This is a genomic window from Jatrophihabitans cynanchi (assembly GCF_027247405.1).
GTDB lineage: Bacteria > Actinomycetota > Actinomycetes > Mycobacteriales > Jatrophihabitantaceae > Jatrophihabitans_B > Jatrophihabitans_B cynanchi.
Genome location: NZ_CP097463.1, coordinates 3851629 through 3872305, shown reverse-complemented (window position 1 = coordinate 3872305; position 20677 = coordinate 3851629). Strand labels below are relative to the sequence as shown.

Annotated in this window: 17 protein-coding genes; 12 read left to right on the top strand and 5 right to left on the bottom strand. The window is 71.0% G+C overall.

Annotated features, from left to right (window positions below):
* Window positions 1-4: 4 nt before the first annotated feature.
* Window positions 5-235 carry an integrase core domain-containing protein gene (locus tag M6B22_RS18845; RefSeq protein WP_331459746.1) on the top strand — a complete coding sequence of 77 codons (231 nt, stop codon included), beginning with the start codon at window positions 5-7 and terminating at the stop codon, window positions 233-235.
* A gap of 1241 nt (window positions 236-1476) precedes the next feature.
* On the opposite strand, the gene M6B22_RS18840 is transcribed toward M6B22_RS18845, so the two are convergent.
* Window positions 1477-2076, bottom strand: a complete 600-nt coding sequence (locus M6B22_RS18840) for a PadR family transcriptional regulator (protein WP_269443114.1) — start codon at window positions 2074-2076, stop codon at window positions 1477-1479.
* 119 nt (window positions 2077-2195) lie between these two features.
* Here M6B22_RS18840 and M6B22_RS18835 point away from each other — a divergent pair, with 119 nt between their 5' ends.
* The 7 genes from M6B22_RS18835 to M6B22_RS18805 all read left to right on the top strand — a co-directional run bounded on the left by M6B22_RS18835 (window position 2196) and on the right by M6B22_RS18805 (window position 7855).
* A complete protein-coding gene (locus M6B22_RS18835; RefSeq protein WP_269443113.1) occupies window positions 2196-3059 on the top strand; it encodes an SDR family NAD(P)-dependent oxidoreductase in 864 nt (287 codons plus the stop codon).
* Window positions 3056-3304, top strand: a complete 249-nt coding sequence (locus M6B22_RS18830) for an SDR family NAD(P)-dependent oxidoreductase (protein WP_269443112.1) — start codon at window positions 3056-3058, stop codon at window positions 3302-3304. The genes M6B22_RS18835 and M6B22_RS18830 overlap by 4 nt, the downstream gene beginning before the upstream one ends.
* Before the next feature lie 17 nt (window positions 3305-3321).
* Window positions 3322-3882 carry a Rossmann-fold NAD(P)-binding domain-containing protein gene (locus M6B22_RS18825; RefSeq protein WP_269443111.1) on the top strand — a complete coding sequence of 187 codons (561 nt, stop codon included), beginning with the start codon at window positions 3322-3324 and terminating at the stop codon, window positions 3880-3882.
* A 225-nt stretch (window positions 3883-4107) separates the two neighbouring features.
* The gene (gene phoA / locus M6B22_RS18820) at window positions 4108-5484 is read left to right on the top strand and encodes an alkaline phosphatase (protein ID WP_269443110.1); all 1377 of its coding nucleotides are present in this window, start codon (window positions 4108-4110) and stop codon (window positions 5482-5484) included.
* Window positions 5485-5551: 67 nt separating this feature from the next.
* Entirely contained in the window at window positions 5552-6559 is a 1008-nt protein-coding gene (locus M6B22_RS18815) for a glycerate kinase (protein WP_269443109.1), read from the top strand.
* 54 nt (window positions 6560-6613) lie between these two features.
* On the top strand, window positions 6614-7489 hold the full coding sequence (locus M6B22_RS18810; RefSeq protein WP_269443108.1) for a phosphatase PAP2 family protein: 876 nt from the start codon (window positions 6614-6616) through the stop codon (window positions 7487-7489).
* 24 nt (window positions 7490-7513) lie between these two features.
* Window positions 7514-7855, top strand: coding sequence for a hypothetical protein (locus M6B22_RS18805; protein ID WP_269443107.1), 342 nt, complete (start codon window positions 7514-7516; stop codon window positions 7853-7855).
* Window positions 7856-7898: 43 nt separating this feature from the next.
* On the opposite strand, the gene M6B22_RS18800 is transcribed toward M6B22_RS18805, so the two are convergent.
* Together M6B22_RS18800 and M6B22_RS18795 are read right to left on the bottom strand one after the other, a co-directional pair.
* The gene (locus M6B22_RS18800) at window positions 7899-10892 is read right to left on the bottom strand and encodes a bifunctional [glutamine synthetase] adenylyltransferase/[glutamine synthetase]-adenylyl-L-tyrosine phosphorylase (protein ID WP_269443106.1); all 2994 of its coding nucleotides are present in this window, start codon (window positions 10890-10892) and stop codon (window positions 7899-7901) included.
* Window positions 10885-11751 carry a type 1 glutamine amidotransferase gene (locus M6B22_RS18795; protein ID WP_269443105.1) on the bottom strand — a complete coding sequence of 289 codons (867 nt, stop codon included), beginning with the start codon at window positions 11749-11751 and terminating at the stop codon, window positions 10885-10887. The genes M6B22_RS18800 and M6B22_RS18795 overlap by 8 nt, the downstream gene beginning before the upstream one ends.
* A 79-nt stretch (window positions 11752-11830) precedes the next feature.
* On the opposite strand from M6B22_RS18795, the gene M6B22_RS18790 reads away from it, so the two are divergent.
* Genes M6B22_RS18790 through M6B22_RS18780 form a run of 3 tightly spaced genes read left to right on the top strand, consistent with a single transcriptional unit; the run spans window position 11831 to window position 15791 of the window.
* A complete protein-coding gene (locus M6B22_RS18790; RefSeq protein ID WP_269443104.1) occupies window positions 11831-12523 on the top strand; it encodes an ABC transporter ATP-binding protein in 693 nt (230 codons plus the stop codon).
* Window positions 12517-13182, top strand: coding sequence for an ABC transporter ATP-binding protein (locus M6B22_RS18785; RefSeq protein WP_269443103.1), 666 nt, complete (start codon window positions 12517-12519; stop codon window positions 13180-13182). Before M6B22_RS18790 ends, M6B22_RS18785 begins: the two co-directional genes overlap by 7 nt.
* The gene (locus tag M6B22_RS18780) at window positions 13179-15791 is read left to right on the top strand and encodes an FtsX-like permease family protein (RefSeq protein WP_269443102.1); all 2613 of its coding nucleotides are present in this window, start codon (window positions 13179-13181) and stop codon (window positions 15789-15791) included. The genes M6B22_RS18785 and M6B22_RS18780 overlap by 4 nt, the downstream gene beginning before the upstream one ends.
* A gap of 6 nt (window positions 15792-15797) precedes the next feature.
* Here M6B22_RS18780 and glnA read toward each other — a convergent pair whose 3' ends face one another.
* Both glnA and M6B22_RS18770 read right to left on the bottom strand, forming a co-directional pair.
* Complete coding sequence (gene glnA, locus M6B22_RS18775) at window positions 15798-17156, bottom strand: type I glutamate--ammonia ligase (protein ID WP_269443101.1); 1359 nt, start codon at window positions 17154-17156, stop codon at window positions 15798-15800.
* Between the two features lie 115 nt (window positions 17157-17271).
* The gene (locus tag M6B22_RS18770; protein WP_269443100.1) at window positions 17272-18618 is read right to left on the bottom strand and encodes a L,D-transpeptidase; all 1347 of its coding nucleotides are present in this window, start codon (window positions 18616-18618) and stop codon (window positions 17272-17274) included.
* A gap of 247 nt (window positions 18619-18865) precedes the next feature.
* Between M6B22_RS18770 and M6B22_RS18765 the strand changes: the two genes are divergently transcribed.
* The gene (locus M6B22_RS18765) at window positions 18866-20608 is read left to right on the top strand and encodes an NAD+ synthase (RefSeq protein ID WP_269443099.1); all 1743 of its coding nucleotides are present in this window, start codon (window positions 18866-18868) and stop codon (window positions 20606-20608) included.
* Window positions 20609-20677: the final 69 nt, after the last annotated feature.

Below are 20677 nucleotides of genomic sequence, written 5' to 3'. Positions count from 1 at the left end.
GTCGATGGGCCGGGTCGGTTCGTGCTTCGACAACGCCGCCGCCGAGTCGTTCTTCTCCACCCTGGAACACGAGGTCCTGTCCCGGCACACCTTCGAGACGAAGGCCCAGGCCCGCGCCGTCGTGCTCGCCTGGTGCCACAAGTTCTACAACACCCGACGACGGCACAGCAGCGCCGCGTTGCTAGCCCCAGCCGAGTTCGAGAAGATCACCGCTGACCAACCGGCAGCGGCATAACGAAGTCCTTCACGATTTCGGGGGAAACCCACCCTCGCACTCAGCGGCCGATTCGAGGAAGCCTGCAGGCCGACCTGCTGTGGCAGGAATGGCGGGCGGCCGGATCACCGATCGTCTCCTGGATATCCCGCGTAGTGTCCGCCGCTCTCGCCCATGGACTACTCGGGGACGGTCACTACGAACGCTGGCGCGACCGAGCACGCACGATCGCGGGCCCCGAGCCAACGCCTACGCCCGGTACCGCAAACCGTTCGAAGCGATCGTCGCCCGGATCGCCGTCCACACCAACCAAGTCGGTCAAGCCGCCGCGCAGATCGCCGCCGCCTTCGAGACCTTCGACACCGCGGGACGAGACATTCGCCCGCGCCCCCGGTGCCGAACTCGCCGTTGTCAGCCATACCCCCGACGCTGCCGAACGGCTCTCCGCCGCCATGCCTGCCGCGGCCGAAAACGACTGGGCCGCCGCCTGCCTCCTCCGCGCGAGCGGCCGCCTGAATCGAGACCTCGACACACTCGCCGCCGCGGCCGAAGCCTGGCATCGCATTGACGCCCGCTTCGAACAGGCCGCCACACTCGCCCTCATCCCCCGACCTTGAGCACGAAGCACACGCCATGCTCGACGCAGTAGGTTCCCAGCTGCCGGGCAGTCCATCCGCAGGCCGGCCGTGACCACTCAGGTCCGTTTGCTCCACTGCGCGATTCCCGAAGGGAACGGTCACCGGGATCACGACAGAGCCGCCCCGACACCCGACGACGTGCTCCCGCGCAGCGGGCGCAGAGAATCCCGCAAGACCCGCCCGATTTCGCTGGCGCGCACCGGAACGTTGAGCGAGACACTACGCGTTACGCGTAACCGGTGCTCGCAGTCGATCTTGGCCGGTACGCAACGGGTACGCAGGAGAACCGCGAACTGCCATACGCGCCCACCTCGGACCAACGTTGGAGGCCTCAGAAACTGGGGCCTCCAACGCTTGCCGATCTCTGCCAATCACCGCCGGGAAGTTCGAGCTCTACTACGACTGCTGAGCAGGCTGACGCTGGAGGCCGCGAATGCCGGGCCTCCAGCGCTTTACCGGTCACCTGGTGAGCATCCGGTCGGCCTGCGGCGCTACGCAGACATTCCGCTTCGTGCCAACTCACTTTCGAGCGGGCTGACCCTGGCGCGGACTGATCGGCGTGCTCAGTGGCCGTGGTGGCTCCTGGTCAGGTCCGGCCGGGGGTGCTGGGCGCCTGGATCGCTGTCAGCGCGGATCGTCAGCTCGGTCGTCGACGTGGTGAGCGGCTTTCTTGGCCGGTCGGGTTCTCGGGCGTGATGTCTGCTCCGATTCGTGCGTCTTCACCCAGTCCGCCCAGTCGCCGAGGGTGTCGTTGAGCCGGGCGGCCGCTTCTGCGGCGATGCGCAGCGACCGGGCTTGGGGGCTGTCGCCGTACTCGCCGCGGTCTTTGGCGGCCGCGAGGTCGCGGTAGGTCGCGGCGAGTCGGTGGTAGTAGCTGGCTTCGCGGTCGAGGTGCGCGGCGAGTTGTCCGGGGGTCATGAGCCAGAAGAACACCGAGCGCAACAGCGGCTCCAGGCGCAAGGTGTGATCGACGGTGGTCTCGGTGAGCCAGCGGCGGACCTCGGCGAGCCCGGCGTCGGTGACGCGGTAGGCGGTGCGGCGGCGCGGCCCTTCGTCATCGACGGCGATGAGCCCGTCGTCGCGCAGCTTGCGTAGTTCGCCGTAGATCTGCGGGTGCCCGGCGGGCCAGACGGATCCGAGCACATCGTCGAAGCGCCGGCTCAGGTCCCATCCGCTGGCCGGGTGTTCGGCGAGCAGCCCGAGCAACGCGTGACGCAGCGACACCGTCGCACCTCCGCCCGGTCGACTCTCGATGGCTGACATGTTCATCTTGACAGGTCAGATCCATTCCTGCACGCTGACATGTGTCAATCAACATGTCGCAATCAACGTTTGGAGTGGTCATGACCCGGCCCCACCTGGGCAACGTATTCATCACTGGCGCTGCCGCCGGCGTCGGCGCGGCGACAACCCGCCTGCTGGTCGCCGCCGGCTACACGGTGTATGCCGGCGTGCACAAGGACGTCGGGACGCTCGAGCAGCTTGCCGATGTCCGGCTGGTGCCGATCGACGTCAGCGACCCGCACAGTGTCGCCGCGGCGACCGAGCAGGTCAGCGCGCACGTCGGGGCCGCCGGCCTGTCCGCTGTGATCAATAACGCCGGGCTGATCGTGCAGGGTCCGCTCGAACTGATCCCGCCGGAGCAGCTGCGGCGCCAGTTCGAGGTGAACACCTTCGGTCCGGCCTACGTGGCGCAGGCATTCTTGCCGCTCTTGCGGGCAGGGTCAGGCCGGTTGATCAACATCAGCGCTCCGACGGCCCGGGTCGCGGTGCCGTTCATGGCGCCGATCGGTGCGAGCAAGGCGGCGGTGGCGTCGCTGTCAGACGCGCTGCGCCTCGAGCTCGCCGCGTGGAGCATCCCGGTGGTTGTCGTCGAACCCGGCGGGACGCAGACCGAGATCTTCGCCAAGGCTGAGACGGACATGCGCACCTGGCTGGCCGCCGCCGACCCGGACCGGGCCGCGCTCTACCGCAACCAACTCGCGGCGTTCGGCGCCGCCGCCGCCAAGCAGAAGCTCGGCCAGGTCGAGCCGGTCGCGAAGGTCATCGTCAAGGCCGTCGGTGCCCGCCGACCGAAACGCCACTACGCCGCGGGCAAGGGGGTCGCATTGTTCGGCGTGCTCGCCCACCTGCCGGCCGGACTGCGGGAGCGCCTGCTCACCACCGTGTTCGGGCTGCGCCGCACGACTCCCGCCAGCGCCCGATGAGCGGCAGCCCGGCTCGGACGATCGTGGTCGTCGGCGCGACCTCGGGCCTTGGGCACCAGGCGGCCCGCCGGCTTGCCGCCGAGGGCCACCGTCTCGTCCTCATCGGCCGCAACCCGAGCCGCACCGAGCACCTGCGCGGCGAACTCCCCTCCGCGACCGTCATCACCGCCGACGTGGCTACTGCGACCGGCGTGTCCCGCGCGTCGCCGCGATCACGGCCAGCGCCGACCACCTCGACACGCTGATCAACAACGCCGGGCTGATGCTGCCCGACCGGCAGCTCAGCGACGAGGGCGTCGAACTCAATCGCGCCGTGCACCACCTCGCGCCCCACCGGCTCACCCGCGAACTGCTGCCGCTGCTGCGACGAGGCGACGGGCGGGTCGTGCACGTCAACTCAGAAGGCCACCGGGCGGCGCTGTTCGGCACGGCACCGGTCGAGATCGACTTCACCGACCTGAACTGCGAACGCGGCTACGACCCCTTCCTGACCTACAGCCGCAGCAAGCTCGCCAACCTGCTCGACAGCTACGAGTTTCAGCGCCGGCATCCTGAACTTACCGTCGTCGCCGTGCACCCCGGCATGGTCCGCACCGACCTTGGCCGCCACTTCCCGCGGATCCGCGTCGCCGCCATGCACGCCATCTCCCTCTCCGCACGCAAGGGTGCAGAACCGCTCGTCCACCTCGCGACCGCCGCCGGCATCAACGGCGGCGCTTACTACAACCGGTTCAGCCCCGTCAGATCCTCCGACGCCTCCTACGACACGGCGACCGCCGCCCGGCTCTGGCGGGAGACCGAACGATCCGCAGCTCGGCTCTGACGGCGGGTCACATTCGATCAGAGCACGGATCACGCCACCGGGTCGTCCTGATCTACCGCTCCGACATGCGATTGCGGGGTCCTGGGCCCGCGATCGCAGGACGGTCGTTCACTCTCGACGTTCATCGAGCGGCCACTACCGCTAAACGTCGGCGTCCGCCCGGCGACGTCCACGACTGATTGCGTGTGCAGCGTCCTCACCATCCACTGAACAAGGGGAGTCTGCATGACAAGCACGCATCGCCGCCGGGCCAAGCTGGCGATCACGGCGACCATCGCGGCTGCAGCCGTCGCGATCCCGGCGCTCGCCTACGCAGGCAGCAACGCGAGTGACCGTACCGGCGAGTTGCGCAAGCAGGTGATCGGCGGCAAGGCCCGCAACGTGATCCTGCTGATCGGCGACGGCATGGGCGACAGTGAGATCACCATCGCCCGCAACTACCAGGTCGGCGCGAACGGCCGCCTGGCGATGGACACGCTGCCGATGACCGGCGAGTACACCACCTACGCGGTCCAGAAGGACAACCCGCGCTTGCCCGACTACGTCACCGACTCCGCCGCCTCCGGCACCGGGTGGGCCACCGGGCACAAGACGTACAACGGCGCCATCTCCGTGTTGCCCAACGGCAAACCGGTCACCACGATCCTGGAACTGGCCAAGCGCGCCGGCTACCGCACCGGCGACGTCACGACCGCCGAGTTGCAGGACGCCACACCGGCCGTGCTCGCCTCGCACGTCGTGAGCCGCGACTGCAAGGGCCCGCAGTCGATGGCAGCGTGCGCGGTCAACGCCAAGCAGAACGGCGGCGCCGGATCCATCGCCGAGCAGATGGTCGCGCTCGCCCCGGACGTCATGCTCGGCGGCGGCAAGCAGTACTTCGACCAGACCGTCCAGGCCGGCCGGTACCGCGGGTTGAGCGTCCTGCAGCAGGCCCAGGTGAACGACTACCAGATCGCGACCGACGCCGCGGGGCTGGCGAAGATCAGGTCGATCAGGCCGGGCAAGCCGCTTCTCGGCACGTTCGCGAAGAACAACATGGACCTGGAGTGGGCCGGCCCCAAGCCCACCAGCACCGGGACCGCCAGTAGCCGGTGCACCGTGAACACCGCGCGCGCCGCATCGCAGCCGCACCTGTCGGACATGGCGAGCAAGGCGATCTCGCTGCTCGACAAGGCCTCGGCCGGTTCGCGCAAGGGCTTCTTCCTGCAGATCGAGGGCGCCTCGATCGACAAGCAGGACCACGCGGCGAACCCGTGCGGCCAGATCGGTGAGACGGTCGAGTTCGACAAGGCCGTGCGCGCGGCGCTGAACTACCAGCGCTCACACCCGGACACGCTCGTCGTCGTCACCGCCGATCACGGCCACACCAGCCAGATCGTCGAGACCGGTAGCACCACGAAGGGCTACACGGCAACGCTGCGCACCCAAGACGGTGCGGACATGACCGTCAGCTACGCGACCGCCGACATCACCGGCTCGCAGCAGCACACCGGCACCGAAGTCCGCATCGCGGCGAAGGGACCGCAGGCGGCCAACGTGCTCGGCGTGACCAATCAGACCGACCTGTTCGCCACCATGGGCCGGGCACTGCGACTGACCTGATCCACTCCGCGCGACGGGCACCCCGCCCGGACTCCGCTCCGGGCGGGGTGTGCTGCACAATCGGCGGATGCGCGTGCTCGCCCTCCCGGACAAGTTCCGGGGCACCGCAACCGCCACCGAGGTCGCCGATGCCGTCGTCGCGGCGGCTGCCGACCTGGGATGGGACAGCGACCGCGCCCCCATCGCCGACGGCGGCGAGGGCCTGCTGGACTGCTTCGGCGGCGCCAACCGGGACACCGAGGTCACCGGCCCGTCCGGCGCGCCGGTGACGGCACAGTGGCTGCTCGACGGCGCCCGCGCGGTGATCGAGATGGCGCTCGCGTCCGGCCAGCCCGTGGCCGGGGACGACCACGACCCGACGACGGCAACCACCACCGGCACCGGCGAGTTGATCGCGGCCGCGATCCGGGCGGGTGCCACCGACGTCATCGTCGGCGCGGGCGGGTCGGTCACCACGGACGGCGGGCTCGGTGCGCTGGACGTGTTGCGCAAGTACGCCCCGCTCGACGGCACGCGCGGCTACACGGTTCGCGTCGCCACCGACGTCACCACCCGGTTCCGCGACGCCGCCGAGGTGTTCGCGCCGCAGAAGGGCGCCGATCCCGGCCAGGTCGCCGCGCTCACCGAACGTTTGGACGAGTTGGCCGCGCGGTACCGCGACGAGTTCGGGATCGACGTCGGCGCGATCGCGGGATCCGGAGCGGCCGGCGGGCTTGCCGGCGGCCTCGCGGCACTCGGGGCGTCGGTCGTACCCGGTTTCGACCTGGTCGCCAACCACCTCGACCTGGCGGCGAAGATCGCGGCCGCCGACCTGGTCGTCACCGGCGAGGGCAAGCTCGACCCGACCAGCCTGTCCGGCAAGGCGGTAGGCGGCGTCGTCGCGCTGTGCCGCAAGGTGGGCCGCCCGGTCGCCGTCGTTGCCGGGCAGGTGGCCCGCGGGACGAGCGTCGGCGGGGCGGACGTCGTGGACCTGACCGCCCGCTTCGGCCAGCGTGCACAGCGCGACACCGCCGCCTGCGTCCGCGAGGCGGTCGCCGACCTGCTGGCCCGCGTACGCGGCACCGGCGGTAACTGAGGACGCGCCGTGCTGTGCCGCAAATGCGACGGTACCGGGTGCGATGATTGCGGCATGGTCGCAGTGCAGCCGTCCACGGACACTGCCGCCGCACAGAACCGCCGCGGTTTCACCGGCCTCCTCCCCCACCGGATGCTCCGCTGGCGGCGGCCGGTGTGGTGGCAGGAGTTGGCGATCATCGCCATCGGCTACTGGCTCTACACGATCGGCCGCAACGCGGTGCCGGAACAGGCGGAGATCGCCCTCCGGCACGGGCATTCCGTGCAGCACCTGCAGGACGTCCTGCACCTGAACTTCGAGCTGTCGTTCAACCACTTCGTCGCGGCCACCGAGTGGCTCGCGCAGGTGATGGACTACTACTACGCGACGCTGCACTTCATCGTGACGATCGCGGTGATGGTGTGGCTGTTCCGCAAGCGCTCGCACGTCTACCGCGGCGCGCGCTCGGTGCTGGTCGCGTCCACGCTGCTCGGTCTGCTCGGCTTCTACCTGTACCCGCTGGCACCGCCGCGGCTGCTGCCCAACTTCGACTACGTCGACACGCTCGCCAAGTTCCACACCTGGGGTTCGCTGGCCGATCCGTCGGTCGCCCAGCACTCCAACCAGTACGCCGCGATGCCGAGCCTGCACATCGCGTGGGCGATGTGGTGCGGCATCGCGATCTGGGCCTGCGCCTGGCGGCGCTGGGTGCGCGTCCTCGGCCTGCTGTACCCGGTAGGAACGCTCCTGGTCATCGTCGGCACCGCGAACCACTTCGTGATCGACGCGGTCGGCGGCGCGCTCGTGCTCGGCGTCGGCTTCGCCATCCAATGGCTGCTGTCGGGGCACGGCGCGTTCACGCCGCCGCTGGACGCGCCGGACTTCTCGCTGACCGAGGACGCTCGCGAGCACGCGACCGGGCCCACCACCCCGAGCACGCCGCAGCCCTGATCCCGGCATCGATCACTCGTCACCATGGCTGCTGCGCTCATCACTCTCTGCGGGTTGCTGCTCTGCCTCGGCGCGACCATCGTCCGGCGTTCCGCGGTTCCCGCCTGCGGCCTGCTGTTGTTCAGCATCGCGTGGCTGTCGGCCGACCACCGGCTCGAGGGCAGCGTGCTGTTCGTGCTCAGCCAGGACCGTGGCATCACCGTCGCCGACCTGCTGTCGGTGCTCGGCGTCGCGGTGGCATCGGTCGTCCTGATCCGTCTCGCCTGGCACACGTCGCGGCCGGCCGACCGGCTGTGGAACGTGCTCACCGTGGCCGGCGGGTGCTGGGCGTTCGCCGCGCTCGGCACGCTGCTCGTCGCGCTCTGATCGGGCTTGCTCTGATCGGGCTTGCTCTGGTCCGCGACGCCGCTCAGCGCTGCGGTCCGTAGAACACCTGCTCCACGACGGCCCGGGCCCGCCGCGCCGCGCGCCGGTAGTCGTCGACCACCTGCCCCGGGTCGAACCCGGCAGGGTAACCGGCCGCAGCGCCGACGCCGGCCAGCGCGCCGCCCAGGTGCGCCAGCTGGTCCTCTGGCTTGTCGCGGACCAGCACGATCGCGTTGCGCAGCCGGGTCGCCGCGCGCCAGGCGTCCAGCAGCGCTCGGGCCTGCTCGGCGGCGAGCAAACCGGCTCCGGCGGCTGCGCCGAGCGCGTCGACCGTGCGCACGGTCCGCAGCGCGGGCAGCTCGCCCGCATGCTGCAACTGCAGCAGCTGGACCGTCCACTCCACGTCCGCCAGGCCGCCGCGCCCCAGCTTCAGATGCGTGTTCGGGTCGGCGCCGCGGGGCAGCCGCTCGCTGTCGATGCGGCCCTTCACCCGCCGGATCTCGGTCAGCTCCCGCGCGGTCAGGCCGCCGGCCGGGTAGCGGATCGGGTCGATGAGCGCGGTGAAGCGCTCCCTCAGCGCGATGTCGCCGGCGAAGGGCCGGGCGCGCAGCAGGGCCTGGGCCTCCCACGGTTCGGACCAGCGCGCGTAGTACTGCTCGTACGAGGCCAGCGAGCGCACCAGCGGACCGTTGCGTCCCTCCGGGCGCAGGTCGGCATCGACCACCATCGGCGGGTCGCTGGACGACGGCGAGGCGAGCAGCGACCGCAGCCGGCCGGCGAGCTCGTGCGCCACGCGGGCACCGTCACCGGTCGCCGGCTCCTCGACGTCTTCGTAGACGAACATGACGTCGGCGTCCGACCCGTAGCCGGCCTCCCCGCCACCGAGGCGTCCCATCGCGATCACCGCGAACCGGACGGGCAGCCGGTCGAGCCCGAGCTCGGCCGCGACCGCGCGGGTGGCGATCTGCAGCGCCGCCTCCAGTGTGGAGTCGGTGATCACGCTGACCGCCGAGCACACCTGCGTCACGTCGAGCATGCCGAGCAGGTCGGCGAACGCGGTGCGCAGCAGCTCCTGACGGCGCACCCCGCGGACCACCGCCACGGATGCCGAGGCGTCGTCCTGACGCGCGGCCGATTCGCTCATCTCGAGGGCCACGTCGGCGGGGCTGCGCGGGCGCAACTCCTCGTCATCCGCGAGCAGGGTGAGCGCCTCGGGAGCGCGGGTCAGCAGCCGCGCGACGTACCGGCTGGTGCCGAGCAGGTGCGCGAGCCGGGTAGCGACCGCCCCTTCGTCGCGTAGCAGGCGCAGGTACCAGTGCGTGCTGCCGAGTTCCTCGGAGATCCGCCGGTACGCGAGCAGGCCGCCGTCCGGGTCCGGCGCGTCGGCGAACTCGGACAGCATCACCGGCAGCAGGGTGCGCTGCAGGACGGCTCGCCGCGAGAGGCCGGCGGTAAGCGCCTCGATGTGCCTCAGCGCGCCGGACGGATCGCCGAAGCCGAGCGCGGCGAGCCGGCGGCCGGCCTCCAGCGGCGTCAGCCGCAGCGCTTCGGACGGCACCCGCGCGACCGCTTCGAGCAACGGCCGGTAGAACAGCTTTTCGTGCAGCCGGCGCACCTCGCGTGCGTGCAGCGCCCACTCGGCCTCCCACACCGCGGTGGCATCACCGCGGGCGTCGGCACGGTAGCCCAGCGCGAGGGCGAGCCAGGCGCGGTCGGCCGCGTGCTCCGGGATCAGGTGGGTGCGGCGCAGCTTGCGCAGCTGCAACCGGTGCTCGGTGGCGCGCAGGAAGGTGTAGGCGTCGATCAGGCTGTGCGCGTCGTCGCGGCCGATGTAACCGCCGTCGCGCAACGCATCGAGGGCGCCGAGCGTGTCGCCCACTCGCAGCGACTCGTCGCCGCGGCCGTGCACGAGTTGCAGCAACTGCACCGCGAACTCGACGTCCCGCAGCCCGCCGGGGCCGAGCTTGATCTCGCGCGGTGCGATGGACGGCGGCAGGTGCTCCACCACCCTGGTGCGCATGGCGCGCACGTCCGCGACGAAATCCTCGCGCTCCGCGGCGCTCCACACGAACGGCGCGATCGTGGCCACGTACCGCTCGCCCAGGTCGCGGTCACCTGCCACCGCGCGCGCCTTCAGCAGCGCCTGGAACTCCCAGGTGCTCGCCCACCGCCGGTAGTAGTTCTCGTGGCTGGCCAGCGTGCGCACCAACGGGCCGTCCTTGCCCTCCGGACGCAGCGCGGCGTCGACCTCCCAGGCGACCGCGTGGCAGATCCGCATGGTCTCGCGCGCCAGGTGGGCCGCGGTGATCAGCGCACGATCCGGGTCGGCCGCGGTGCCCTCGTCCGCGCCCGGCTCGGCCACGAACACGACGTCGACGTCCGAGACGTAGTTCAGCTCGCGGCCGCCTGCCTTGCCCATCGCGATGATCGCCAGCCGGCACGGTTCGGCGCTCGCGGGCAGCCCGGTCGACGCGATGTCGAGCGCGGCCTGAAGCGTGTGCCCGGCCAGGTCGGCGAGCGCCGCGGTGACCTGGCGCAGATCGAGGTCACCCGCCAGATCCCGGCCGGCGATAGCGACGAGCTCGCGCCGGTAGGCGGCGCGCAACACGTCGACCGCGGCCGGACCCGTCGCTGCGGTCGTCAGCCGGCCGGGGACACCGGCGGCGTCGTAGTCACCCGTCAGCGCCTGCCAGTCCCCGGGGTGCCCGATCAGATGTTCGGCCAGCGCAGCGGACGCACCGAGCAGGTTCAGCAGCCGGGCGCGCAACGAGCCGCTTCGCCCCAACGCGTCCCGCAGCTGCTCCCCCCGCGGGTCCCCCACCATCGCGGCCACCGCCCGCAGGGCAGCGTCCGGATCTGCCGTGCGGCCCAGCGCGGCGACGACGGCGGCAGCGTCCTCGCCCGTCGGCGCGTTGCTCGCCGCGTCCCACCAGCACAGCGGTGCGGCGATCAGCAGGTCCGCGGCCGCCGCTGGATCGGTGAACGAGAGCCGGGCCAGGCGCAGCCCGACGCGGCGCCCGCCAGCCGCTTCACTCATCGTCGGGCGGACGGACGCCCGGCATCGGCAGCACGCCGGGCCGGCTGGCCGCAGCCGCCTCGGCGGCCAGGGCCGCGCGGATCGCCGCCGGGTCGGTGACCGGTGCCGCGGTCGAGGTGCGTACCCCCCGCGGCGGCGCGACCTGCTCCGGCGCGCGCACCACCTCCGCGAACGCGGCGGCGAACGGCCGCCACACCTCGAGGACGTCGTCATGAACGGCGGCGGCGCGCTGCACGATCCGCTCGAGGTCGTAGCCGGTCAGCTCGGCGGCGTCCGCGGCCGCCCAGGCGCGGACGACGTCCGGCGTCGTCTCGATGTGGAACTGGATGCCCCAGGCGAGGCGCCCGAGCCGGAACGCCTGGTTCTCGCAGGTCGGTGAGCCGGCGAGCTGAACGGCGCCCGGCGGCAGCCTGGTGATCGCGTCGTAGTGCCACTGGATGACGTCCGGCGTGATCGGCATCGGGCCGAACAGCGGGTCGGTCGCGGCCGCCGACCGTTTGGCGATGAGCTGCGCGCCCAGCTCGGGGCCGTCCGGATTGCGGGCGACCTGGCCGCCGTGCGCGACGGCGAGCAGTTGCGCACCGAGGCAGATCCCGAGCGCCGGCACCTCCCGCGAGACGGCCTCGCGCAGCAACCCGCGCACGGCCGGCAGGTACGGCGCCCGCTGGTCGTCACCCGCACCCATCGGCCCGCCGAGCACCAGCACACCGGCATGACCGGTCAGGTGGGCCGGTAGCGCGCCACCGGCCGACAGGTCCTGAATGTCCGGGTCCAGACCGGCGTCGGCGAGCCAGTCGGCGAGCCGCCCGGGCGGATCGGACGCGGCGAGTTGCAGGATCAGCAACCGCTCGCCGCTCATGCGCCCCAGCCTATCGATCCGGCAACGGTCGGTTCGCGCGGTCACGATCGCGGGCGCACGCTCCCTTAGAGTGAGCGTCATGTCGATCACGACACTTCAGCTGGGCGCCTTCTGCCACAACATCAGCAAGGTGTACCGGGTCGATCGCGAGCGTGTGCAGGCGCTCGAGCGCGTCGAGAAGGAGTTCCCGCGCGGCAGCCTGACCGTGATCGCCGGACCGTCCGGATCGGGCAAGTCGTCCCTGCTTCGGATCCTGGCCTGCGTCGACCGTCCGGACACCGGCTCTCTGGAGATCGCCGGGCAGTCGGTCGCGAACTCCGGCGCCCGTGAGCGCCGCCGGCTGCGCCGCTACTCGATCGCCTACATCTTCGCCGACCCGATCGAGAACCTCGTCGAATACCTCACCGCCGCGGACCAGTTGCGGCTGAACGCGCGGCTGCGCGGGCAGCGGGTGAGCGATGCCGACGTCGCCGAGATGCTCGGCCGGCTCGGCCTGGGCCACCGCCTGGACCACACCCCGCACCGGCTCTCCGGCGGCGAGCAGCAGCGCACGGCGATCGCGTGTGCCATGGTCGCGCGGCCGCCGTTCGTCGTGGCGGACGAGCCGACCGCAGAACTGGATTCGGTCGCGGTCGAGCAGGTGCTGGACGGCTTCGGGGTGCTCTGCGACACCGGTGCCGCGATCGCGATCGCGTCGCACGACCCGCGGGTGATCGCCCGCGCCGATCACCTGCTCCGGCTGGACCACGGGAGGATCGTCGAGTCATGGTGAGTGCCGAGCCGAGTCCGGTCGTGCGCGCGAGCGCGCTGCACAAGTCGTTCCGGCGCGACGCCGAGACGGTGCACGCGCTGCGTGGCGTGGACGTCGAGGTCACGCCCGGCGAGATCCTCGGCATCTCCGGCGCGTCCGGGTCCGGCAAGTCCACACTGCTCGCGGTGCTCTGCGGCTGGGAAACCCCCGAAGCGGGCGACCTCATGCACGTGGGCGGCGCGGCCATTGACCTGCCGTGGTCCGAACTCGCGCTGGTTCCGCAGACGCTCGGGCTGCTCGAGGACCTCACCATCAAGGAGAACGTGCTGTTGCCGGCGCGACTGATCAAGCGCACCGAGGAGTACACCGAGCGCGGCGCGGAGCTGATGACGCGCCTTGGAATCGACCACCTGGCCCAACGGTTCCCGGACCAGGTGTCGTTGGGAGAACGCCAGCGCACGTCGATCGCCCGGGCACTGCTGCTACGGCCGCGACTGCTGCTGGTCGACGAGCCCACCGCTCATCAAGACCACGGTTGGGCCGAGGTCGTGCTCGCCTCGTTCCGCGGATACGCCGATGACGGCGGCGCCTGCATCATGGTCAGCCACCACCGGCACGCGCTCGATCACGCGGACCGGCTGCTGGCGATGACCGACGGCGTGCTCGGCGTCCCGGCATGATGAGCACGCACGAGCGTCCGCAGGCGCGTGGCGGCGTCCTGAGCACCAGCCCGTGGACGCGTGCGCCGCTGCTGCTGCTGAGGCGACCGAGCGTGTTCCTCGCGATCGTCGGCGCCGCTGTGGTGCTCGCGATCGCCGCGGCATCCGGCGTGCTGTTCCTGTCCACCCTCGGCACTGCCAGCCTGCAGGCACAGGCCGCGGCCGACTGCCCGGAGTCCAGCCTGCCGTCCGCGACCGCGAGCATCCCGGGCAGCCAACTTGCCGGGGTCCGGGCGGGCGGTACCGCCCGGTTCCGGTCCCAGGGCCTGCCCACGCCCTACACCGCCGAGGTGGGCTCGTCGCGGATCCAGGACAGCTCGGTCCACCTGCTGAACCGCAAGGGCGCGCTCGAGCACGTCAGGACCTTGACGCCCGTCGCGGGTGCGGGCGCCGGAGCCTGGTTCCCCGACGTGTTCGCCAACAAGATCGGCGCGCGGCCCGGAGAGCTGGTGCCGACCGTCAGCGGAGCGAAGATCCGGGTCGCCGGCATCTACCAGGACCTCGCACCCAGCCCGTTCAAGCTCGCCAACCTGCCGCGCTTCTTCTGCACCTGGAAGGCGCAGATCGTGCCGACAGCCGCGTCGGACCAGGCGATCGCGGCGACACCGATCAACTACCGGCAGGCGCCGATGCTGCTGGCCGACGAAGCGACCGTGGCGTCGGCGAGCGACGGCCCGGTGCTGCTGTCGTGGTACGCGCCCCTGTCCACGACCGTGACTCCGCTCAGCGGCTATGACAAGGCGCAAGCCGAGGCACAGCAGGCCGCCGGCCTCATCGGGGCGCAGTACGGGGCCGTTGTCGACGCCGGCAGCAAGTTGCCGATCAAGACCGAGATCGCGCACCACGCGCGCAACGGCGTCAGCGGCTCGGTGCTGCCCATCGACATCGCCGGCATCGTGGTCGCGCTGATGCTGATCGGCGGCGCGGGCGTGTTCTGGGCGACGCACCGCTCCCGCGAGGTGCGGCTGCTGGTGGCGCACGGGGTCGGCCCAGTGGCGCTCGGTTTCAAGGCGGTGCTCGAGACGCTGCTGCCCGCCCTGATCGGCACCACCGGCGGCTACTTCGCGGCACTGGGACTGGTTCGTGCCGTGGGCCCCGCGGCCGTGTTCGAGCCAGGCACCCCGCTGCTCGGATTCCTCGTCGCGGTCGGGGTGCTGGTCGGCGGGCTGGCCCTGATCGGCGTCATCGGCGGCCTGTCCGGCCGCGAGAGGGCGATCGGTTCGGCGCGCAGTTGGCCGCGGTTCGTGCCATGGGAACTGGGCCTGCTCGCGGTCGCCGCCTGGATGGGCATCCTGATCCGCTCGGGTTCGGGCGTCACCGTCGACCACACGATCGTGCGGGTCAGCCCCCTCGCGTTCGTGTTCCCGATCCTGGGCTCCACCGCGGTGCTGCTGTTGGCGGGCCGGCTCATCGCCTGGCTCTTGCCCAAGATCGGCCGCATCGCCCACCGCCGCGGCGTCGCCGGCTACTTCGCGCTGCGCCGGCTGGCCGGCTCGCGCGCCGTCGTGGTCGGCCTGATCGTCGGCACCGCGCTCCCGTGTTGCCTGCTCACCTACGGCAGCACGGTCACCAACGGGGTCAGCCACGAGGTCGACGCCAAGTACCGCACCAACCTCGGGGCCGAGCACGTGCTGTCCGTCTACGGCGTCCACGACAGCAACCCCGCCACCGGCGGACGCGGCACGCTGGTGGCCGTGTTCCAGGCCGAGCCACGCCTGCCCGGAAATCACGAGGCGTATGTGCTGGGCATCGACCCCAAGACGTTCGCCGACTTCGCGTTCCTCGACTCCGGCCAGCGCGCGGCAGTGGCCAAGCTGCACGGGGTGCCGGCCGGCGCCGACGTGCCCGCGATCCTGGTGAACGCCCCGGCCGGCACGGACGCGAGCAATGTGTCGATCCGCCGCACCACGATCCCGCTCGACGTCGTGGCGCGCTCGGCGGTGTTCCCGGGGCTGCGCAACGGCTCGCGGCCGATGATCGTCGTCCCGACCAGCGCCCTGGTGTCCGTCGACCCGGACGCCGACCGGCTCAACCAGTGGTGGACGTCGGACAAGGAGTTGGGCTCGGCGTACGCGCTGATGCAGCAGGAGGGCTTCAGCGTGCTGACCGAGCTCACCTCGGACGTGGTCATCGGGACCACCGGGCTGCTTCCGGTGACCTGGATCTTCGGTTACCTGCGTGCGCTCGCGGTGCTGATCGGGGTTGTCGCGATCGCCGGACTCATCTTCGCCCTCGCCGCCCGAACCCGCCGGCGCACCGTCTCGTACGTGCTGAGTCGCCGGATGGGCATGTCGAAGCTGACCCATGTGCGCTCGCTCGTGCTCGAGCTGGTGCTGGTGGTCGGCTTCGGCTGGCTGGCCGGTTCGGGCGTGGGCGCCGCCGCGTTCGGGGTGATCTATCGGGCTCTGGACGTGTACCCGGCGCTTCCCCCGCCGATGTCGTTCGTGCTGCCCGCCGCCACCCTCGCTCTGACGGCGCTGGTCACCGCCGCGGTGGTGCTGGCCGCGTCGTTGGCGACGCACGCGCTGGCCGAGCGCGCCAAGCCCGCCGAGATCCTCCGCCTGGAATAACCCGAATCAGAGGGTCGGCAGGTAGCGGCGCAGCTCGAACGGGCTGACCTCGGCGCGGTACTCGGTCCACTCCTCGCGCTTGTTGCGCAGGAAGAAGTCGAAGACGTGCTCGCCCAGCGCCTCGGCGACCAGCTCGGAGGAGTCCATCGCCCGCAGCGCGTCGGCGAGGTTGTGCGGCAACTCGTCGTAGCCGAGCGCGCGGCGTTCGGTGTCCGACAGCGCCCACACGTCGTCCTCGGCCCCGGGCGGTAGCTCGTAACCCGCCTCGATGCCCTTCATCCCCGCCGCGAGCAGCAGCGCGAAGGCGAGGTACGGGTTGCAGGCCGAGTCGAGCGAACGCAGCTCGACCCGGGTCGAGTTCGCCTTGCCCGGCTTGTACATGGGCACTCGCACCAGCGCCGAGCGGTTGGCGTGGCCCCAGCACACGTAGGTCGGCGCTTCGACCAGCTGCCCCGGGCCGCCGAAGCCCCAGAGCCGCTTGTACGAGTTGACCCACTGGTTGGTGACGGCGGTGATCTCGCGGGCATGGGTGAGCAGGCCGGCGATGAACGACCTGGCGGTCTTGGACAGGTACAGCTCGTCGGAGGCGTCGTGGAAGGCGTTGCGGTCGCCCTCGAACAGCGACAGGTGGGTGTGCATACCGCTGCCGGGCTGAAGCCGGAACGGCTTGGGCATGAAGGTGGCGTGCGCACCGTGCGCGATCGCCACCTCCTTGATCACATGCCGGAAGGTCATGATGTTGTCCGCCATCGACAGCGCGTCGGCGTAGCGCAGGTCGATCTCCTGCTGGCCGGGGGCGACCTCGTGGTGGCTGAACTCCACCGAGATCCCCAACCCCTCCAGCGCGCTGACTGCTGCGCGGCGGAAGTCGTGGGCGGTGTCGTGCGCGGTCATGTCGAAGTAGCCGCCGTTGTCGATCGGCAGCGGCTCCGAGCCGTCGCTGGGCCGGTTCTTCAGCAGGAAGAACTCGATCTCCGGGTGCGTGTAGAAGGTGAAGCCCAGTTCGGCCGCCTTGGACAGTTGGCGCCGCAGCACGTACCGCGGGTCGGCCCACGACGGCGAGCCGTCGGGCATCTGGATGTCGCAGAACATCCGCGCCGAGTCGGCCGGCGAACCGTCCGGTTCGGGCAGGATCTGGAACGTGGCCGGGTCGGGACGGGCGATCATGTCGCTCTCGCTGGCGCGGGCGAAGCCCTCGATCGCCGAGCCGTCGAAGCCGATGCCCTCCTCGAACGCGCCGTCCAGCTCGGCCGGTGCCACGGCCACCGACTTCAGCGTTCCGAGCACGTCGGTGAACCAGAGCCGGACGAACCGGATCTGGCGCTCCTCGAGGGCGCGCAGCACGAACTCCTGTTGACGGTCCACGACGCTCCAGTCTGCTCTCGTCCGGTTACCGGCAGGTTACAGACCGGACCGCGCTGCCGGTGAACTCAGTGCAGCGCGCTGCCGGTGAGCTCAGTGCAGCGCGCTGCCGGTGAGCTCAGTGCAGCGCGCTGCCCTTGAGCCAGCTGCTCCACGGCACGCTCCAGTCGCCGCCCTGCCACAGCTTGATGGCCGGCCCGCCGGAGTTCACCACCTTGACCAGGTCGCCGACGCGGGAGGTGTTGTAGTACCACTTCGCGTTGCTGTAGTTGAGGTTCAGGCAGCCGTGCGAGACGTTCTGGTGCCCCTGATACCCCACCGTGCTGTCCAGTTCGTGCAGGTAGATCCCGTCGGTGCTGATCTTGGTCGCGAACGGCACCTTCTCCGGCGCGTAGCCGTACGGTGAGTTCGCCGGCAGCCCGTAGCTGTCCGACGACATGGTGGCCGGGTTCTCGTGGCCGATCACGGTGTACGTGCCCGGCATCGTCCAGAGCGAGATCTTGCCGTTCTTGCCGTCGACCCAGCCGCCCTGGCCCATCGACGTGTCCATCGTGCGCACCAGCTTGTTGCTGAAGTACACGTGCACCTTGTGCGTCTTGGCGTTGGCGATCGCGATCTGCTTGGCGCCGATCTTGAACGACACCTTCTGGTCGGCCTGCCCGTACAGCCCGGGCCCGACCTCGACGCCGTAGACCTTCGCGTTGACGGTGACCGTGGTGCCGGGCGGGTAGTACTTCTCCGGCCGCCAGTGCGCGGTGTGGTCGTCCAGCCACGTCCACGCGCCGTCGACGTGCGGGGTGGTGGTGACCTGCAGCGCCCGCTCGGCCGCGGCGCGGTTCGGGATCGGCTCGTCGAAGTTGACGACAGCGATCATGCCCACGCCGTACGTCGCCCCGTTCTCGAGGCTGGAGCCGTAGATGGTGTTCAGGTAGGGCATCGTCATGTTGCCCGGAGTGAGGGTGGTGAACGAGGCCCGCTTGACCGTCTTGGTGCCGCTGGCGTTCACCGCGGTGGCCGACAGCGAGTAGCTCTTGCTGTAGCCGAGGACCTCGGTGTTCTTCCAGCTGCTGCCGTCGGGGGCGATCACGCCGCTCACCCGCTTGCCTTCGGCGTTGCGCAGGGTGACCGCGGTGAGGGTGCCGCCGGTGGCGGTGACGGTGACCGGCGTGACCGGGTTGACTGCCTTGCCCAGGGACGCGGTGGTGATGACGGCCAGCGGCGCACCGTCCTGCCGCGAGCTGGACGAGCCGGCGGTGCCGGGATCGGCCGGGGCACTCGTGCCCGGCGCCGTGGTGTGCTGCGCGGCGCTGGAGTTCTCGGCGGCGGTGGCACCGCCGGTGGTGCACGAGGAGAGCGCGGTCAGCGCGGCGAGCAGTCCGGCAGCGGCCAGCAGGCCGGCCCGGCGCGGACGCCGCACCACGCGCGCCTTGATCGTCGAGGTCCCGAACGGCCCGGCCACTCCCACGCGAACTCCTGCTGCTAGCTCCGCCCGTGCGGCTGGTACTCCGCCCGGTCTGTCCAAGTATCACCGACCGAGGCCGCCCGCCGGGCGAATAACACGTCACGATCGACTCACAACAATGACGCGGTACCGTCCCGAAACGTTGCCGATCCGCCGCACGACCCGGATCCGCGGGCTCAGTGTGCCCTAAGCCACCGACAGCGCCTGAGGGGTTCGCAGCGTGATCACAGCGATGCGCCACACTGATCAGGTGCCCTCTCTACGGCTCGCTCTGGCGCAGGTCAACTACACCGTCGGCGACCTCGCCGGTAACGCCGCGATGGTGCTCGAACGGACCAAGGCGGCGGCCGCCGCAGGAGCGCACCTGATCGCCTTCCCGGAGATGACGCTCACCGGCTATCCGCCCGAGGACCTGGTGCTGCGGGCGTCCTTCCGGCGCGCCTCGCAGCAGGCGCTGCGGACGCTGGCGGCCGACCTGCAGGCGGCCGGCCTGGGCGAGACCGCGGTCCTGGTCGGCTACCTCGACGACGACGGCGCCGCGCGCAACGCGCTCGCATTCGTGCACCGCGGCACGGTCGTGGCCCGGTACTTCAAGCACCACCTGCCGAACTACGGCGTCTTCGACGAGCGTCGCTACTTCACCTCGGGCTCGACGTTCGTCGTGGTCCGGCACCTGGGCGTGGACATCGCGCTCACGATCTGCGAGGACGTCTGGCAGGACGGCGGCCCGTTCGCGGTGGCCGGCGCGGCGGGCGTGGGGCTGGTCGTCAACATCAACGGCTCGCCGTACGAGCGCGACAAGGACGACAGCCGGCTGCCGCTGCTGCAGCGGCGCGCGGCAGAGGCCGGTGCGCCGGTGCTGTACGTGAACACCGTCGGCGCGCAGGACGAGCTGGTGTTCGACGGTGATTCGATGCTCGTCCGGCCGAACGGCGAGGTGGCGCTGCGCGCGCCGCAGTACGTCGAGGACGTGTACTACGCCGACATCGACCTGGCCGCGGCACCGGCCGACCCGCCGCTGTCCGTCGGCGCGGCGATGACCGTGCAGCGGTTCGCCACCCAGGCCCCGTCGGCCTTGCCCACCGCTCGCGACGCGGTGACGCCGATCGCCGCGCAGGTGGCGCCGCGGACCCCGGACTGCGCCGAGGTCTGGGGCGCCCTCGTCACCGGGCTGCGTGATTACGTCCGCAAGAACGGCTTCCGCTCGGTGACGCTCGGGCTCTCCGGCGGAATCGACTCCGCCGTCGTCGCGGCCATCGCCGCCGACGCGATAGGCGGCGAGAACGTGCACGGTGTCTCGCTGCCCAGTTCGTACTCCTCCGAGCACTCCAAGACGGACGCTGCCGACCTGGCCGAACGCCTCGGCGCGAGCTATCGCGTCGTGCCGATCGCCCCGATGGTCGACGCGTTCGTGTCGGCATTGGCCTTGAGCGGGCTCGCCGAGGAGAACGTGCAGGCCCGCGTGCGCGGGACCACGCTGATGGCGATCTCCAACGCCGAGGGGCACCTGGTTCTGGCGACAGGGAACAAGAGTGAGCTGGCGGTCGGCTACTCGACGATCTACGGCGACGCGGTCGGCGGATTCGCGCCGATCAAGGACGTGCCCAAGACCCTCGTGTGGGAACTGGCTCGCTGGCGCAACGAGCACGCGTCAGACACCGGCCGGCGACCGCCGATCCCGGAGAACTCGATCGGCAAGCCACCGTCGGCCGAACTGCGGCCCGGACAGCTGGACACCGACTCGCTGCCGGACTACGCGATCCTCGACGCGGTGCTCGAACGCTACGTGGACGGCGATCAGGGCGTCGCCGAGATCGTCGCCGCAGGGTTCGACGCGGAGCTCGTCGTCCGGGTCGCCGCGCTCGTCGACCGCGCCGAATGGAAGCGGCGGCAGTACCCGCCGGGGCCGAAGATCAGCTTCAAGTCCTTCGGCAAGGACCGGCGGCTGCCCATCACCAACCGCTGGCGGGACGAGCAGACCGGCGGTCAGTGACCATCATCTCGTGACTCGGGGCAGACAAACGTCGCGGATGAGCGCACGATTGGCCTTGTCCACCTGACG